The organism is Methylobacterium sp. J-068 (assembly GCF_022829445.1).
Taxonomy (GTDB): Bacteria; Pseudomonadota; Alphaproteobacteria; order Rhizobiales; family Beijerinckiaceae; genus Methylobacterium.
Genome location: NZ_JAKSXY010000109.1, coordinates 57,897 through 73,203 on the forward strand (window position 1 = coordinate 57,897; position 15,307 = coordinate 73,203).

Consider the following 15,307-nt stretch of genomic DNA (forward strand, 5'->3'; position numbering starts at 1 on the left):
CTACGAGATCGTGCCGAGGGAGCGGATCTCGACGCCCCGCGCGATCTCGAGATGCGAGAGCACGGCCAGCGTCGGGTAGAGCCGCTCGATGATCATGCGCACGTAGGGGCGCGCGTCCGGCGCGGTGACGAGGGCGAAGGCGCGGGTCTCGCGCATCTGCTTGCGGATCGCCTCCGAGGCTTCCGTGCCGAACTGCTCCACGAGGCGCGGGTCGATGTCGAACTCGATGACCTCGCCCTTGCCGTCGCGCTTCAGGCTCTGGTGGAACGACAGGTCCCAGGCGCTCCCCAAACGCAACACCGCGAGCACGCCGTTTTCGGCGAGATCCCCGCAGATCTGCTGGGCGATGCGCATGCGGACATGCTCGGCGATCTGCTCGGCCCGGCGCGCATGCGGGGTGATCTCGGCCACCGCCTCCAGGATGAGGTGCAGGTTGCGGATCGAGACCCGCTCGGAGAGCAGGAGCTTCAGCACCGCCTGCAACCCCGAATAGGAGATCTGCGAGGGACAGATCTCGTCGAGCAGGCGCTTGTACTCGGGGTCGAGCCGGTCGAGCAGGTTGCGCATGTCCTTGTAGGACAGGAGGGTGGGCAGGTTGTTGCGGATCACCTCCGAGAGGTGGGTCAGCAGCACGGAGGACCCGTCGATGGGCTCGAAGCCGCCGCGCCGGACCTCGCCCGCATAGGCGTCGAGCACCCAGCGCGCCTTCATGCCGAAGGCCGGCTCGCGCACCTCGTCGCTCGGCACGTCCGGCACGGGGCCGTCGCCGACCACCACGAGGAGTTCGCCGGGGCGCAGTTCCTGGGTCGCCACCACGGTGCCGTGGATGAGGATCTGGTAGCATTTCGGCGGCACGGCGAGGCTGTCCGTGAGCTTGATGTCGGGCACCACGAATCCGTACTGGCGCGCGAACTTGCGGCGCATCTTGGCGACCCGGTGCGACAGTTCCGACTGGGCGCCCTGGAGCTGCGCCGAGACCTGACGCCCGAGGCAGAGCTCGATCTCCGGCGTCTTCAGCGACTCCTTGACGGATTCGCGCACCGCGACCTGCTTCTTCTCCTCGTCGGCGATCGCCTTGGCATCCACGATCGCCTTCTGCGCGGCGAGCTTCCTGGGAATCGCGTAGGCGGTGAAGGCCATCAGCCCGGAGAGCACCATGAAGGGCACGAAGGGCAGGCCCGGCACCAGGGCGAACATGAACATCAGGGCCGAGGCGACCCAGAGGGCGCGAGGATAGGCGCCGAGCTGCCCCATCACCGCCTGCTCGGCCGTGCCGCGCGTGCCGCCCTTCGAGACCAGGAGGCCGGCGGCGAGGGAGACGATCAGCGCCGGGATCTGCGAGACGAGGCCGTCCCCCACCGAGAGCTTGGTGAACACGTCGGCCGCTTGGCCGAGCGGCATGCCGTGGCGGGTGGTGCCGATGATGATGCCGCCGAAGACGTTGACGGCGATGGTGATGAGCGAGGCGATGGCCTCGCCGCGCACGAATTTCGAGGCGCCGTCCATGGAGCCGAAGAAGGCGCTCTCCTCCTCCAGCTCGCGGCGGCGGTGCTGGGCCTCCTTGTCGTCGATCAGACCCGCGTTGAGATCGGCGTCGATCGCCATCTGCTTGCCGGGGATCGCGTCGAGGGTGAAGCGCGCGCCCACCTCGGCGATGCGGGTGGCGCCCTTGGTGATGACGAGGAAGTTCACCGTGATCAGGATCAGGAAGACCACGATGCCGATGACGAAGTCGCCGCTCATCACGAATTGCGAGAAGCCCTGGATGACGTGCCCGGCCGCCGCCACGCCGTGCTGGCCGTTGGCCAGGATCAACCGGGTGGTGGCGATGCCGAGCGCGAGGCGCAGCAGCGTCGCGATGAGGAGCACGGTGGGAAAGGCCGAGAATTCGAGCGGCTTCTTGATCCAGAGCGCCACCATCAGGATCAGCACCGACAGGGCGATCGAGAAGGCGAGCCCGACATCGAGCAGGATCGCCGGCACGGGCAGGAACAGGATCGCCAGGATGGCGACGATGCCCGCCGCGAACCCGATGTCCCGCTGGGACCGACGCTCTAGGACGATCGTATCGCTTGCCGCCATGGCGGATGCTCAACCCCCGTGAATCAACGGGGGCTTGTCGCGCCTCAAGCTTGCGCGAGGGTCGCGTGGACGCGGCGAGGCGCACGCCGCCGGCTGACCGGCGCGACAGCGAAAAACGGGACGCATGGGCAATCGAGCGGGACAGGAGAGCAAGACCGCGCGCTTGTCCCGACTCGACCGGTTCCGTAAAAACCGCGTCGTCCACGATCCGATACGAACGAAGCGATCCTTCGTCGAGGCCCCGATGTCCGAGTTTCGCCTGCAGATCCGCTCGGCGCGGGCCATGATCTGGCGGGCGCCGGACGCGCTCGAGACCCGCCTGCTCGCCGAGGCCATACAGATCGCCGACCGTCTCGCCGGTGCCTGCCGCCGCACCGCCGCATCCAGCCGGGACGCGACCCGGAACTGGGTGGTCGAAATCTTGGACGAGTCGAACGGAGTCTTCTACCGGTTCCCCGTCTCCGGGTCCTGAACCGGCTCCATCCACGCGCCTCTTCGCGCGAGGCCTCGACTCCGTGCATCGAGAAGCGCCACCTCGGCGTTACCAGGACGTTTTCGTCGTCTCGATTCTCCCATCCTCACGATTCGAAGGTACCCGCGTTCCCATGCTCGATGCTCCCATGCCCGATCTCCGCATCGCCCTCCTCGCCCTCGGCGCGCTCCTCGTTCCGGCGGCCGCGAGCGCCGAGCCCACGCCGATCCGCGAACTCCTCAAACTGTCCTGCACCGGCGACTACCTGGAGCATTGCAGCATGCACCCCCCCGGCGGCCCGGAGGTCGAGGCCTGCTTCAAGGCCAATATCCGGAAGCTCTCGCCGCCCTGTGCCCAGGCCATCAATGCCTACCGGCGCCAGAAGAAGTCCGGACAGCACACCTCGTCGGCGCGCTGAGCCCGCCGGGCAGGGTCCCGCTCAGAATCCCGTGACGATGCGGCCGTAGGTGGCCTCGGCGAAGGTATAGATCTGCGCTCCGATGAACGAACTGGTGACGAGGAGCACCAGCAGGATCACCACGATCTTCGGCACGAAGGTGAGCGTCACCTCCTGGATCTGGGTCAGCGCCTGGAGCAGCGCCACGGCGATGCCGACCAGCATGGCGGCGCCGATGGCGGGACCGGCCGCGACGATCACGGTCCAGATCGCGGCGCGCACGAGTTCGAGGGCATCGACCTCGTTCATCCGGGAAGCAGCCTTGTCCTGAGGGTTGCGCGTCGGGGCCGTCTCACCAAAGCCGCCCGTCACTGCGACAGCGAAATGCCCTCGGTGAGCAGCACGTCCTGGCCGCTGGTGAGGCGGGCGAGCGCGCCCTCGCTGGTGATCTTCACCGACTGGACCTCGCCGGAGGTGGTGCCGTCGGCGGACGTGATGGTGCGGCCGATGATCTGGTCGGCCTGGGAGAGGAAGCTCGAGGACAGCAGGGAATCGAGCTTGGTGTTGGTCTTCGTCGCCTGCTCCACCTGCGAGAAGGTGGCGAGCTCGCTGACATAGGCGGTGGAATCCATCGGCTTCGTCGGGTCCTGGTTCTTCAGCTGCGTCATCAGCAGCGTGAGGAACGTGTCCGCGTTCATCGAGGCGGCGATGCCCGTCGCGGTCTTGGTCGCGGCGGCGGTGGTGGCGGTCTGGGACGTGGCCGTGCTGGTGACGCTGGCGACGCTCATCGGCGGGCCTCCTCGTGTGATGGCGCTGGGGCCGGTTGGATCGGGGATGTCCGGCTCTCGGAGGCGGGAATCGGCGCGGCCTCGCCCGCCGGCGCGGCGAGAAGCGCGGCCTCGGTCCGGTAGAGGCCCCGAATCAGTTTGAGGGCCTCGATCAGGCGGCCCGCCTCGACGAGCTGCCCGGCCTCCGCGACCCCGTCTCGGATCGCCGGGTCGGCGACGGCGGCGAGGATGCCGTCCCGCAGGGTGCGGAAGAGGTCGCGGGCGCGCTCCGCGTTGGCGGGCTCGATCAGGATCGTCTGGGCCGCGAAGTAGAGCTGGCGCAGGGGCGTCGTCGCGGCCTCGGCCTGCAGGACGTGGGTCTCGAGCAGGAAGCTGGCATCGTTCAGAAGCTCGAGGGAGACCTTCCGGTCGACGCGCAGGACCGCGCCATTCATGTAGACGCGCTCGCCGGCGCGCAGGGACAGGCGCAGCGGTCGGCTCACCGCAGGCCGTCCCGGATGGAGCTGTTGACCGCGATCAGGGCGGAGAGGTCCCGCTCCGGCGCCGCGATCACCGCATTGGCCTCGTGCATGCTCCAGAGGCCGATCGAGACGAGATCGGAGCGCAGGTCCGGCGGCAGGGCGTTCTCCTCGCTCTGGAGGTCGTCGATCAGCACGCCCCACAGGCTCTGGAGGAAGCCGGCCGCCGTGGCGCGGTCGGTCTGCTCGGCGTCCGGCCGGTCGGCGATGCGCAGGAGGTCGATCGCCCGGTCGAAGGCCGCGCGCTCGCGCTCGCGCCCGATGGCGGGGGCCTCCTCCAGGATTTCGGCGTAGGAGAACTGGTACATGTGGGTCCTGTCCCGTGTATCCGCGGCCCGCCGCGCCGAGGGCGCCGGTCCGGGCCGATGGGGCCGCGGGAGCCTGCCCCGGAGGGGCTCCCGCGGCCGGGTTCTTGGATGGCGGCGCCGTCAGAGATAGGAGACCAGGCTCAGCTGGCGCAGCTGGGCGGTCAGCGCGTAGGAGATCTGGACCTGGGTCGAGAGGCGGTCGACGCGGGTCTTGGCCTCGGCCGTGTCCACCCCCTCCATCTGCCCGACCTGACTGGTGAGCAGGGTCTTCTGCGCGTCCAACCGGGTGTTGGCGCTGGTGATCGCGGCCTGCGAGCGGCCGAGATCGGCCTGGAGCGTGACGAGCCCCTTGCTCGCCTCGCCCAGGAGGGTCGCGACCCGCTCGGTGACGACGGTCTGGGCCGCCGCCGAGAGGTTCGCGGTCCCGAGGTCGGAGGCCATGACGTAGGCCATGGCGAGCTTGCGCAGGGCCGGCGCGTTGGCGCTGGCGGAGGTCTGCACGGTCTCGCTCAGGGAAATCCGGCTGGTCAGCGGCGCGCTGCCCGCATCGGACCAGTTGGCGTCCCAGGCGCTGTCGTCGAACAGGCTCGCGAAGCTCCCGTCGAGGAAGCTCGACATGTCGCCGGCCGAGATCGCGCTGGCGCCGGCGCTGTCCTGCGAGACCCCGAAGGCGCCGAGGAAGGCGGCATCGGTCGCGGCCTTGGCCGCCGAGGCCGGCGTGGTCGCATAGGCCTTCATCGGCGCGTTCGCCGTGTTGGTGCCGCCGAACACGAACTGGCCCGCCGCCGAGGTGTTGAGAAGGCCGGTGAGCGAGGCGAGCTGGGCCGCCGCCATGTCCTTCAGCACGCCGGCCCGCTTGTCCTCGGGGACGCCGGTGAGGGATTTCAGGGTGGTGTCCGCCGTGTCCTGCATCTGCTTGAGGGCGGCCTGGGTCGTGCTCAGGCGCAAGGTGGCGGTGTCGTTGCTGTCGCGCAGGGCGGCGAGTTCGGCCGTCTTCTGCCGCAGGTCCACGGCGAGCCCGGTGCGGCTGCCGAGCGCCAGCCCGACATCCGCGTAGCGGCCGGTGACGAGCTCCTGGTTGGCCGTCGCGATGTCGGCCTGCATGCGGGCGACCCCCGTGCGCGGCGTGTTCCAGAAACTCAGGGTGGAAAGGGCGTTGGTCCTCATGACGTCTATCGCACCGCGTCCATCAGGGTTTTCAGGAGGTCGTTGACCACCGTCAGCAGCTTGGCCGAGGCGGTGTAGGACCGTTCGAGCTCGAGGGTCGTCGCGGTCTCGTCGTCGGTGTTGACGCCGGTGGCGTTCGAGTAGGCGTCCGACGCCCGGGCGAGGAGCGTGGACTGGTAGGTGGATTCCGTGGTCGCGGCCTGGCGCTTGGCCGAGAGCCAGCTCGTCGAGGCCGTGGCGAAGTCCTGCAGGTTCGTGCGGCTCGCCAGATCGGAGGACGGGTCGAAGGGTCGGTCCGCCGCCAGGGCCGAGGCCAGGGCGCGAAGGCGATCGGGGAATGCCGTGTTGGTGGTGGGCGACGGGTTCGCCCGGTACGCCGTGCCGGCGATCCCGCCGTCGCGCAGGAGGCTCGCGTCACCGCCCTGCTGCGGATCGACGGAGGCGTTGACCCGGATCTTGGCCGCCAGCCCGCCCTGCGCCGAGGTAGTGCCGTTCGGAACCGGGGCGCCCGTGCCGGCCGTGAACAGGCCCGCCGCCCGGATCGTGTTGCCGAGGGTGTCGGTCCCGGTCTCCGCGAAGGCGTCGATGAGGCCGTTGGCGATGCCGTCGAGCTGGGATTCGTAGCGGACCGCGACCCCGTCGCGCAGTTCCGAGAGGCCCGCGATCCGGCCCGAGCGCACCGGCATCGGCGAATCCGCGCCGGTCACCGGCACGCCGTCGACCATCACGGAGGCGCCCGTCGTTCCGGCCGTGAAGGCGCCGGTGGGCGCGAAGGTGACGCGCCGGGCGGTGCGCTCGAACAGGGGAACGCCGCTGTCGGTGTAGATCGCGACGTCGTTGCCCGAGCGGACCACGGTGGAGATCCCGATCTCCTGCGACAGGCCGGCGAGGATGCGGTCGCGGTCGTCGAGGGCGTCGGTGACGTCGGCGCCCGCGCCCGTGCCGCTGGTGACGATGCGGTTGGCGGCCTCGAATTGCGACAGGAGGTCGTTGATCCGCGAGACCGAGTCGGCGAGGCCGGCATCCGCCTGGGTGCGGACGGTCTGAACGGTGGTCGCCCCGGCATTCAGGCTGGAGGCCAGTTCGCGCGCCCGGTCCACCGCGGTGCGCGCGAGGGCCGCGTCGTCGGGCTTGTTGGCCGCCAGTTGCAGGGCCGCGTTGAGGGCGCCGAGCCGGGCGGCCGGCGAGGTGTCGTCGCTGGTGTCACCGATGGTGCCCTGCAGGGTCGTGAGGCCGTCGAGCACCGCCTCGCTCGCCGCCACCGAGGAGGTCCCGGCGAGCTTGCGGTCGAACAGGGCCGTGTCGGTGGCCCGCTGGATCGAGACCGCGCTGCCGCCGCCGGCCGCCACGAGGTTGGCGATCTTGCGGGTGTAGAACGGATCGCTCGCGCCGGCGGTGTTGCGCGCCGCGATCGCGATCTGCGTCGAGGTTGCGAGCAGGGAGGTGCGGGCTGAGTTGAGGGCGAGGCCGAGGCCCATCGGGTGTGTCCTGGAGAGCGAGCGTGCGAGGGGCGCGGCCCGCCGTCCCTCTCGGGACGACGGGAAGGAACGGGGGACCCGCGCGGAGGCGCGGCGGCCCCTAGCGCTTCAGGTTCATCAGGGTTTCGAGCAGTTCGTTGCCGGTCATGAACACCTTCGAATTGGCGGTGTAGACGGTCTGCGACTCGATCATCGTGGTCAGTTCGGAGCTGACATCGACGTTGGAGGCCTCCAGGGCGCTGGATTTCAGCGTGCCGAAGCTGCCCGAGCCGGAGAAGCCGATCTGGATGTCGCCGGACTCGATGTTGGTGCGGAAGACGTTTCCGGCCCGCGGATCGAGGTTGTCCGGGCTCTTCACGTCGGCGAGCGGCACCTTGAAGGCGGCGAGCCGGGTGCCGTCCGCATAGGTGGCGTAGACGGTCCCGTCCGCACTGAACTCGGTGCCGGTGACCGACGAGGGCGCCTTGCCGTTGGCCGAACCCTTGATGTCGTAGCTTCCGGCGAGCTGGGTCGCGCCGCTCATGTCGAGGGTGAACGCCTCGCCGCCCGGAATCGTGAAGCTCGCCCGGGCGCCCGCCGCGGCGGTGCTCGGGATCTTGCCGTTGGCGTCGAAGGCGAGGGTCAGGGCCGGGCTGGTCAGGGCGGTGCCGTCGGGCGCGTAGACGCTGGCGCTCCAGGTGTTCTCGGGGACGACCGGAGCGACCGTGGAGGCCGGAACCTTGCCGAGATAGACGTCGAGGGTGACGCTGTTGCCGAGCTTGTCGAAGGTGACGATGGAGGTCTTCTTCGAAAAGTTGGTCGGCGAGAGGGTCCCGGTCAGGTCGGCGGTGTCGGCGGACAGGTTGCCCGCGATGGTGCCCGTGGTCGAGGGCGTGGCGCGCATGCTGAGGCCGGCCATGTTGACCGGCACCATGCCGTCCGTGCCGTTCACGGTGGGGCTCGCCTCGCCGTTCAGGACGTCGAAGCCCATCAGCGTGAAGCCGCCCGAATTGACGAGGTTGCCCGTCTGACCGTCGACGACGAAGTTGCCGGCGCGGGTCAGGAGCGACGCCTTGTTCTCGTCCTGCACGATGAAGAAGCCGTTGCCCTGGATGGCAAGGTCCGTCTTGGAGGTGGTGGAGTTGATCGAGCCGCGCTCGCTGATGGCGCGGCGGATCGTGGTCTCCACGGCGCCGGAATTGTAGGCGTTGTCGGTGTTGTTATCGAGGAGCAGCGACGAGAACTCGGCCGAGTTGCGCTTGTAGCCGGTGGTGCTGGAATTCTGCACGTTCTCGGCAACGGTGGAGATGCGGTTGGACTGCGCGTTCATACCGGAGACGCCGGTGCGCAGGACGCTGATGAGACTCATGAGGTCACCTCGAGGGGATGGTTCGCGGCGCGGCGCGAGCGTTTGGCGGAGACTAAAGGAAGGCAGGCTTGCGCGGGGCTTGGGCCGGCGCGACGCGGAGCGTGGAACGAGGGAGCGGGGCGCGGTCGCATCGTCGCCGCCTCACGTCCGCAGGGATTGGGCGAGTTCCAGGAACGCGTCCTGGCTCGCCGCCATGCCGGGCTCCTGGCGCAGGGCCTCGTAGATGCGCGGCACGAGCAGGATGGCCTGGTCGAGCTCGGCATCCTCGCCGGCGCGGTAACCGCCCATCAGCCGCAGGTCGCGGGTCTCCTCGAACCGCGCCATCATGGCCTTGAGACGGCGCACGAGTTCGCGCTGCTCGGGCGTCCAGACCTCGGTGGCGAGGCGCGAGATCGAGCCGAGGAGATGGACCGCCGGGTAGCGGCCCTGCTCGGCGATGGCCCGGTCGAGGACCACGTGGCCGTCGAGGGTGCCGCGAATGGCATCCGCCACGGGGTCGTTGTGGTCGTCGCCGTCGACGAGCACCGAGAACACGCCCGTGATGCTGCCCGCGCCGTCGAGGCCGGGGCCGGCGCGCTCCAGCAGGCGCGGCAGGTCGGAGAACACGCTCGGCGGATAGCCCCGCGCCACGGCCGGTTCGCCGGCCGCGAGCGCCACGTCGCGGGCCGCATGGGCGTAGCGGGTGACGGAATCGACGATGAGCAGGACGGATTCGCCGGAATCCCGGAAGGATTCCGCGATGGCCAGCGCCAGCTTCGGCGCCTGGCGCCGCATCATCGGGCTCTCGTCGCCGGTGGAGACGACGACGACCGCGCGCGACAGGCTCGGCGCCATCGCGCCCTCAAGGAATTCGCGGACCTCGCGCCCGCGCTCGCCCACCAGCGCGACCACGACGCTGTCGAAGCCGGTGGCGCCGGCGAGCATGGCGAGCAGGGTCGACTTGCCGACGCCCGAGCCCGCGAAGATGCCGATGCGCTGGCCGAGGCAGAGGGGCGTGAACAGGTCGAGGGCGCGTACCCCGGTGCGCAGGGGCTTCGTCACCCGCGCCCGCGCCATGGCGGGCGGCGGCGCGGCGTCGAGCGGCACGGCGCGGGGGCCCGGGCGCAGGTCGCCGAGCCCGTCGATGGGGCGGCCCAGCGCATCGATCACCCGGCCCTTCCAGCTCGGGTCGGGTCGCAGGGTCGGGTCGCCGAGGCGATAGGCGCGCGTGCCGATCCCGGCCTCGATCCGGGTGTCGAACGGCTTCAGCGTCACGCCGGCGGCATCCACGCGCACGACCTCGGCGACCTGCTCGCGGCCATGGGCCCAGAACCCCATGCGGTCGCCCAGCGTCATGAAGGGCGAGACGCCGGCCACACGGGCGGCGCTGGCGGTGACCTCCTGGATCGGGCCGCCGACGCGCACCAGGGGCAGGGCCTCGCGGCCCGTCGCCAGGGCCGCGCCGAGGCGGTCGAGGGCGTCCGTCATCGGCTCAGCCCTGCGGGCTCAGGGAGCGGATCGCCCCGGAAAAGGATTGCTCGGTCTCGGCGCTCAGGCTCGCGGCGCTCTCGAAGGCGCGCTGGATGTTGATGAGCTTCGTCATCTCCAGGACCGGATTGACGTTTGCACCCTCGACGTAGCCCTGGACCACGCCGGTCCGGGTGAAATCCTGCACGGGGGTGGCCGGAAGGCTGGTGGTGACGCCGTTCGGCTCGGCCCGGGTGAGCGTGCTCTTCGGGTCGAGGGTGAAGAGACCGATGGCGCCGACCTGGTTGATTCCCTGCGCGACGCTGCCGTCGCGCCCGATGGTCGGCGGACCGGCCTGCGGGTCGAGCAGGATCGGGGCGCCGCCGGGGTCGAGCATCGGCTGGCCGGTGAGGCTGCGCAGCTGGCCCAGGGCGTCCATCTTCATGCGGCCGTCACGGGTGTAGACGGGGCCGTTGGCGCCGCGCACGGCGAACCAGGCATCGCCCTGCACCGCCACGTCGAGGGGCGCGTCGGTCTTGATCGTGGGGCCGGCGCGCTGCGAGATGTAGGTGTCGCCCGACGAGGCGAAGGCGACGGCGCCCTTCGACGCCTGCGCGATGAGCGCGGTGAATCGGGTGTCCTCCGCGCGGTAGCCGCTGGTGGAGAGGTTGGCGACGTTGTTGGCGACCGCGTTCAGGCGCTTTTCCATGGCGACCTGCGCCGAGAGCGCCACGTAGAGTGCGTTCTGCATCGCGCCTCAGCTCCCCGACCGGATGCGCTGGAGGCTGAGCAGCAGGCTGGCGTCGAGTCCCTGCGAGGTCGAATCCGTGAACAGGCTGAGCACCGGCGCCGACGTCGCGTTGTTCTGCGCGTCCCAGATCGCCGTGAAGCGCTGCACGAAGCGCTCCAGCTTGTCCGGATCCTTGAAGCTCGCGAAGTCGACGCGCGCGTCGATGGTGGCCGCCTGCCGGGCGATGCCGTCCGAGGAGGCGACGTCGGGCAGGCCCAGCACCGTCTTGACGACCTGTGACAGGGCCTCGTCGGCCAGCACGCCGTAGCCCGTGGTGACCGTGGGCGCCACGCGCGAGAAGTACAGGGCGAGGCGCACACCGGTGTCGTCGCTGCCGGCGTCGGTCTCCAGGCTCTGGCGCAGGTAGGCGCTGGGGGTGTCGTCCGTGGCGGCGGCCAGCGTCGTCGTGCTTTCGCCGTAGGTGTCGAAGTCGAAGGCCTTGGCGAAGGTGACGTAGCGCTCGTCGGCGAGGCGGTTGGCGAAGGCCGTGGAATCGGTCACGCCCTCGGTGAGGACCTTGCGCATGAAGGCCTTGGCGTAGGTCATGTCCTCCAGGCCGTAGGCCTTCATCGCGTAGGCGTAGAGACGCTGGTCGCCGAGGAAGTCGTCGATGGATTTCACGTCGCCGATCTTGGCCTTGTAGTAGGCCGTCTCGCGCGCGACGTCCGGCTGCGCGGCCTTGCGGGCGAGGGAGGCGGTGAGGTCCCGGGCGATCAGCCTGTAGCTGGTGAGGGTGCTCGTCATCGCCGGACGCGGCCGCTCGTGAGGCGCTGGAGCATGGCCGGGTCCCTTCGGCTCGGGGGGAAAGCACGCCCGCGCGGCGCGGGCCGGCGCGGATCTAGCGGGAGAGGCTTGCGGCAGGCTGGCGCCCGGTTCGTCACCGGACGGGATCGGGGCCGGGTCACAGGGGGGTCGGTCCGATGATGGTCTCGGACGTGATCACCACCCAGCCCGCGCCGGTCGCACGGATGGAGAGGATGCGGCCGGCCCCCGGCAGGACGGCGCCGGGCACCACCTGACGCAGGCCCTCGGGCCCTTCCAGGAGCGCGGCCCCGCCGCTGACGCGGCGCAGGACGTAGCCGCGCGCCTTGGGCGCCGGCTCAGCCCGCTCGGGCGCCGCGGGCCGCGCGACGGGATCGGGCAGCGAGCCCGTGGTGGTCGGATCGAGGTCGAGGGCGGCCTCCCGCACCGGGACGGCGTTCCGCTTCCAGGCGAAGCCGCCGCCAAGGGCCGGCAGGAAGGGCTGGACCGAATAGGTGTTCGAGGCGCCAGTGATGGAATAGGCGGCGAAACTTCCCGAGACCAGCGCCAGACCCAGGCACAGGCCGATGGCCACGCGCTCGAGGGCGGCGGCACGGGCGCGGCGCAGGAATTCGGCGCCGGTGGAGGGCCGGAGATAGCCGGGACGGGGCGCGGGCAGAGGCGAGGCCGGGCGTCGATGGAGGAACGTGTTCATGGCCATCGCATGAGAGAGCCGGCAGAGGCGTGGATTCCTCTCAGGTTATGGTTACCGAAGCGTTAAGGACGCCCTCGATCGACACCGCCGGGGCGCACTGGTAAGCCTTCCGGCCTCGCGGGACACGGACGGACGACCATGGCGGATTGGCAGGAGGCGGTCTCTCGCGGAGAGCGGCCGTCGCGGACGCCCTCGCCGAAGCGCCATCGCGTCATGCAGCAGGGCCGCATCGTCCTCGGACCCGAAAGCCTGCTGCCCTGCATCGTGCGCGACCTCTCCCCGCTCGGCGCGAGCCTGCGCCTGCCGCGCCCGAGGCCGCTTCCGGAGCGGTTCGACCTCATCATCGCCGGCCACGAGATCCGCACCCTCCCCGTCTCCTTGCGCTGGCAGCGTGCCGACTTCGTCGGCGTGACCTTCGTCGCCGAGGCCTGATCCGGAAGCCGGGCCGCATCGCGCCGGCCCACGCGGCGCATTCGGATACAGGGCGCGCGGCGCGCTCTTAAGCTCCTGCTAAGCCGGACCGGGCATAGTGGCTTCATCGGAACGCGACTGTCCCAGATCGGAACGGAAGCCCCTCGATGCGAACGCAGTGGATAGGTTTCGTGGACCTATAGACATGATGTCGTCCCACTGGTCCGGTGAAAATCCGGGATGTAACAAGCAGTATCTTGGTTTTACTCGATAAAGCCTTCGCGCCCTAGCGGCATGCTGCGCGGCCACACACACGAATTCCTTGCAATTCCTGTCAACCGGACATCTTCGCAATGACCAGCCTGCTGACCAACAACGCCGCGATGACGGCGCTGACGACCCTCAAGAGCATCAACACGCAGCTCGATGCGACCAGCAACCGCGTCTCGACCGGCCAGCGGGTCTCCAGCGCCTCGGACAACGCCGCCTACTGGTCGATCGCCACCACGGTCCGCACCGACAACGCCTCGCTCTCCGCCGTGAAGGATTCGCTGGGTCTCGGCTCGTCGGCCGTCGACACCACCTATAACGGCCTCACCAGCATCATCACCGACCTGCAGAACATGCGCGCCAAGCTGCAGACCGCCCTGCAGCCCGGCGTCGACCGCGCCAAGGTCCAGACCGAGATCTCGGCCATCCAGAGCAAGATGAAGGCGACGGCCGACTCGTCGGTGTCGAGCGGCCAGAACTGGCTGTCGGTGGATTCCTCGACCTCGAACACCGCCTACCAGGCCACGCAGAGCGTCATCGCCGGCTTCTCGCGCTCCACCGCCGGTGCGATCAGCTACTCGAAGATCAACGTCGACGTCGCCGGCATCAAGCTCTACGACATCAACTCCACCAGCGTGAACACCCCCGCGACGGCCGCCCAGGTCACCGGCACCACGTCGCTGACCGGCACGACCGGCTTCGGCTCGGGCACCGGCACCGCCAACTTCTCGGGCACCAACGAAGTCGCGATCAAGCTGACGCTCTCCGGCGGCAACGACACGATCGTCCTGAACTCCTCGACCCTGAAATCAGCCGCCAAGGACCTGACCAAGGTCACGACCGACGAACTGCTGACGGCCATCAACAACCAGATCGCCGCCTCTTCGACCCTGACCGGCAAGGTCAGCGCCTCCCTCGACACCACTGGCCGCCTGACCTTCGGCACCATCGGCGCCTCCGGCACCGGCTCCGCCGCGACCCTGAAGGTCGAGAACGGAACCGTCTCCACGGGCAACACGCTGATCGATGTCGGCTTCGGCACCGGCACGGCCACCACCGACGCCCGCTCCGCCGCCGGTACGAACGCCGGCACCTCCAACGCCAAGGGCATCCTGGACACGGTGGGCTCGACCACCTACTCGATCAACACGATCGACATCTCCACCCTCACCGGCACCGCCGGCGACACCACCCTGGCGAACCTGATCACGCAGGTCGACAAGGCGATCGCCAGCGTCACCAACGCCGGCACCAAGCTCGGCGCCAACAAGACCCAGATCGACGGCCAGAAGACCTTCGTCGACACCCTGATGAAGGCCAACGACCGCACCATCGGCATCCTGGTGGACGCCGACGTGGAAGAAGAGTCGACCAAGCTCAAGGCGCTCCAGACCCAGCAGCAGCTGGCCGTCCAGGCGCTCAGCATCGCCAACGGCGCCAGCGCGAACGTGCTCTCACTCTTCCGCTAAGTTCGACCGTCGCCTCCGGCCCAACACCGGAGGCGACCGACGCAAAGAAGGCCACGCCTCCGCGAGGGGGCGTGGCCTTTCTGGGTTTCGGGGCCTCTTACGGCGCGCGCGGGCTTGCGCGCGGCTCCGCTCAGCCGACGAAGGTGTAGCCGGCGAGGCGCTTGGCCTCGATCGGGTCGTAGCCGAGGCGCAGGCGCAGCTTCTTGCGCAGCTTGCTGATGTGGCCCTCGACCACGCTCTCCTCCACGTCGCTGCCGTGATCGGCATAGACCGCGTTGAAGATCTGCGCCCGGCTGAGCTGGCGCCCGCGCTGCTGGGCGAAGAATTCGAGGATGCGGCGCTCGCGGCGCGGGAGGATCAGGCTGACCCCGTCGATCTCGGGGTCACGGCCGTCGGCGAACACCTTGAGGCGGCCGCTGCGGTCCTGGGCGGCGGGCGCCTGGGCCTCGCCCCGGATGCCGCGCCGACGGATCGCCTCGGCGCGGGCCAAGATCTCACGGACATGGACCGGGCGGCGCACGACGTCGTCGATGCCGGCGGTGAAGAGGTCGAGGGTCTGCTCGAGGGAGCGGGTCTCGTTGAGGGCGATGATGGGGGCCTGGGACAGGCTGCGGATCGCGGCGGTGCGGGTCGCGCGGTCCGCGCATTCTCCGAGCACGATGCCCTTGAGGGCGTCGGCCGGCTTGGCCGCGAGCCAGGCCAGGAACTCCTCGGCCTTCAGGCTGCGCGCCGGAACGTCCTGCGCGTTGAAACCCGCCACGTATTCCGCAGCAACCGACGGCCTCTCATCGACAACGATGTACATTCCAGCGCCCCGCCGAAAACGAATTCTTTCGCAACACCGTCAGGCGATCACCTCGGAAACAGAACGACTTCGTCGTTCGCTCTTTGCTTCCTGGTTTTGCTT

17 protein-coding genes are annotated in these 15,307 nt (G+C 69.7%); 4 read left to right on the forward strand and 13 right to left on the reverse strand.

The genetic code is table 11. The features are described from left to right. Entirely contained in the window at positions 1–2,082 is a 2,082-nt protein-coding gene (flhA, locus tag MKK54_RS18865) for a flagellar biosynthesis protein FlhA (protein WP_244013031.1), read from the reverse strand. 244 nt (positions 2,083–2,326) lie between these two features. Here flhA and MKK54_RS18870 point away from each other — a divergent pair, with 244 nt between their 5' ends. Both MKK54_RS18870 and MKK54_RS18875 read left to right on the forward strand, forming a co-directional pair. Continuing rightward, positions 2,327–2,554 carry a hypothetical protein gene (locus tag MKK54_RS18870; RefSeq protein ID WP_244013034.1) on the forward strand — a complete coding sequence of 76 codons (228 nt, stop codon included), beginning with the start codon at positions 2,327–2,329 and terminating at the stop codon, positions 2,552–2,554. A 148-nt stretch (positions 2,555–2,702) separates the two neighbouring features. Continuing rightward, complete coding sequence (locus MKK54_RS18875; RefSeq protein ID WP_244013037.1) at positions 2,703–2,972, forward strand: hypothetical protein; 270 nt, start codon at positions 2,703–2,705, stop codon at positions 2,970–2,972. 21 nt (positions 2,973–2,993) lie between these two features. Here MKK54_RS18875 and MKK54_RS18880 read toward each other — a convergent pair whose 3' ends face one another. The 11 genes from MKK54_RS18880 to MKK54_RS18930 all read right to left on the reverse strand — a co-directional run bounded on the left by MKK54_RS18880 (position 2,994) and on the right by MKK54_RS18930 (position 12,250). Beyond that, the gene (locus tag MKK54_RS18880; protein ID WP_238279917.1) at positions 2,994–3,260 is read right to left on the reverse strand and encodes a flagellar biosynthetic protein FliQ; all 267 of its coding nucleotides are present in this window, start codon (positions 3,258–3,260) and stop codon (positions 2,994–2,996) included. A gap of 59 nt (positions 3,261–3,319) precedes the next feature. Beyond that, positions 3,320–3,739 carry a flagellar hook assembly protein FlgD gene (gene flgD, locus MKK54_RS18885; RefSeq protein WP_244013039.1) on the reverse strand — a complete coding sequence of 140 codons (420 nt, stop codon included), beginning with the start codon at positions 3,737–3,739 and terminating at the stop codon, positions 3,320–3,322. Continuing rightward, positions 3,736–4,173 carry a flagellar biosynthesis repressor FlbT gene (locus MKK54_RS18890; RefSeq protein ID WP_244013245.1) on the reverse strand — a complete coding sequence of 146 codons (438 nt, stop codon included), beginning with the start codon at positions 4,171–4,173 and terminating at the stop codon, positions 3,736–3,738. The genes flgD and MKK54_RS18890 overlap by 4 nt, the downstream gene beginning before the upstream one ends. Positions 4,174–4,217: 44 nt before the next feature. Then, complete coding sequence (gene flaF, locus MKK54_RS18895; RefSeq protein ID WP_244013041.1) at positions 4,218–4,565, reverse strand: flagellar biosynthesis regulator FlaF; 348 nt, start codon at positions 4,563–4,565, stop codon at positions 4,218–4,220. 120 nt (positions 4,566–4,685) lie between these two features. Next, positions 4,686–5,732, reverse strand: a complete 1,047-nt coding sequence (locus MKK54_RS18900) for a flagellar hook-associated family protein (protein ID WP_244013043.1) — start codon at positions 5,730–5,732, stop codon at positions 4,686–4,688. Between the two features lie 5 nt (positions 5,733–5,737). Next, entirely contained in the window at positions 5,738–7,210 is a 1,473-nt protein-coding gene (gene flgK, locus MKK54_RS18905; RefSeq protein WP_244013045.1) for a flagellar hook-associated protein FlgK, read from the reverse strand. 100 nt (positions 7,211–7,310) lie between these two features. After that, positions 7,311–8,558, reverse strand: a complete 1,248-nt coding sequence (locus MKK54_RS18910) for a flagellar hook protein FlgE (RefSeq protein WP_244013047.1) — start codon at positions 8,556–8,558, stop codon at positions 7,311–7,313. A gap of 141 nt (positions 8,559–8,699) precedes the next feature. Continuing rightward, positions 8,700–10,025: a flagellar protein export ATPase FliI gene (fliI, locus tag MKK54_RS18915; RefSeq protein ID WP_244013049.1), complete on the reverse strand. Its 1,326-nt coding sequence runs from the start codon at positions 10,023–10,025 to the stop codon at positions 8,700–8,702. A 4-nt stretch (positions 10,026–10,029) separates the two neighbouring features. Next, positions 10,030–10,755: a flagellar basal-body rod protein FlgF gene (flgF, locus tag MKK54_RS18920; protein ID WP_244013052.1), complete on the reverse strand. Its 726-nt coding sequence runs from the start codon at positions 10,753–10,755 to the stop codon at positions 10,030–10,032. A gap of 6 nt (positions 10,756–10,761) precedes the next feature. Beyond that, entirely contained in the window at positions 10,762–11,538 is a 777-nt protein-coding gene (locus tag MKK54_RS18925; protein WP_244013054.1) for a DUF1217 domain-containing protein, read from the reverse strand. 157 nt (positions 11,539–11,695) lie between these two features. After that, positions 11,696–12,250 carry a hypothetical protein gene (locus MKK54_RS18930; RefSeq protein WP_244013056.1) on the reverse strand — a complete coding sequence of 185 codons (555 nt, stop codon included), beginning with the start codon at positions 12,248–12,250 and terminating at the stop codon, positions 11,696–11,698. 138 nt (positions 12,251–12,388) lie between these two features. Here MKK54_RS18930 and MKK54_RS18935 point away from each other — a divergent pair, with 138 nt between their 5' ends. After that, a complete protein-coding gene (locus MKK54_RS18935) occupies positions 12,389–12,682 on the forward strand; it encodes a PilZ domain-containing protein (protein ID WP_244013058.1) in 294 nt (97 codons plus the stop codon). A gap of 332 nt (positions 12,683–13,014) precedes the next feature. Then, positions 13,015–14,400: a flagellin gene (locus MKK54_RS18940; protein WP_244013060.1), complete on the forward strand. Its 1,386-nt coding sequence runs from the start codon at positions 13,015–13,017 to the stop codon at positions 14,398–14,400. Between the two features lie 130 nt (positions 14,401–14,530). On the opposite strand, the gene MKK54_RS18945 is transcribed toward MKK54_RS18940, so the two are convergent. Beyond that, complete coding sequence (locus tag MKK54_RS18945) at positions 14,531–15,205, reverse strand: response regulator transcription factor (protein WP_244013062.1); 675 nt, start codon at positions 15,203–15,205, stop codon at positions 14,531–14,533. Between the last annotated feature and the right edge of the window lie 102 nt (positions 15,206–15,307).

Coding starts and splice junctions, on each gene's coding strand:
- flhA (WP_244013031.1), bottom strand. CDS start 2,082: ATGGCGGCAAGCGATACGATCGTCCTAGAGCGTCGGTCCCAGCGGGAC.
- MKK54_RS18870 (WP_244013034.1), top strand. CDS start 2,327: ATGTCCGAGTTTCGCCTGCAGATCCGCTCGGCGCGGGCCATGATCTGG.
- MKK54_RS18875 (WP_244013037.1), top strand. CDS start 2,703: ATGCCCGATCTCCGCATCGCCCTCCTCGCCCTCGGCGCGCTCCTCGTT.
- MKK54_RS18880 (WP_238279917.1), bottom strand. CDS start 3,260: ATGAACGAGGTCGATGCCCTCGAACTCGTGCGCGCCGCGATCTGGACC.
- flgD (WP_244013039.1), bottom strand. CDS start 3,739: ATGAGCGTCGCCAGCGTCACCAGCACGGCCACGTCCCAGACCGCCACC.
- MKK54_RS18890 (WP_244013245.1), bottom strand. CDS start 4,173: ATGAATGGCGCGGTCCTGCGCGTCGACCGGAAGGTCTCCCTCGAGCTT.
- flaF (WP_244013041.1), bottom strand. CDS start 4,565: ATGTACCAGTTCTCCTACGCCGAAATCCTGGAGGAGGCCCCCGCCATC.
- MKK54_RS18900 (WP_244013043.1), bottom strand. CDS start 5,732: ATGAGGACCAACGCCCTTTCCACCCTGAGTTTCTGGAACACGCCGCGC.
- flgK (WP_244013045.1), bottom strand. CDS start 7,210: ATGGGCCTCGGCCTCGCCCTCAACTCAGCCCGCACCTCCCTGCTCGCA.
- MKK54_RS18910 (WP_244013047.1), bottom strand. CDS start 8,558: ATGAGTCTCATCAGCGTCCTGCGCACCGGCGTCTCCGGTATGAACGCG.
- fliI (WP_244013049.1), bottom strand. CDS start 10,025: ATGACGGACGCCCTCGACCGCCTCGGCGCGGCCCTGGCGACGGGCCGC.
- flgF (WP_244013052.1), bottom strand. CDS start 10,755: ATGCAGAACGCACTCTACGTGGCGCTCTCGGCGCAGGTCGCCATGGAA.
- MKK54_RS18925 (WP_244013054.1), bottom strand. CDS start 11,538: ATGACGAGCACCCTCACCAGCTACAGGCTGATCGCCCGGGACCTCACC.
- MKK54_RS18930 (WP_244013056.1), bottom strand. CDS start 12,250: ATGAACACGTTCCTCCATCGACGCCCGGCCTCGCCTCTGCCCGCGCCC.
- MKK54_RS18935 (WP_244013058.1), top strand. CDS start 12,389: ATGGCGGATTGGCAGGAGGCGGTCTCTCGCGGAGAGCGGCCGTCGCGG.
- MKK54_RS18940 (WP_244013060.1), top strand. CDS start 13,015: ATGACCAGCCTGCTGACCAACAACGCCGCGATGACGGCGCTGACGACC.
- MKK54_RS18945 (WP_244013062.1), bottom strand. CDS start 15,205: ATGTACATCGTTGTCGATGAGAGGCCGTCGGTTGCTGCGGAATACGTG.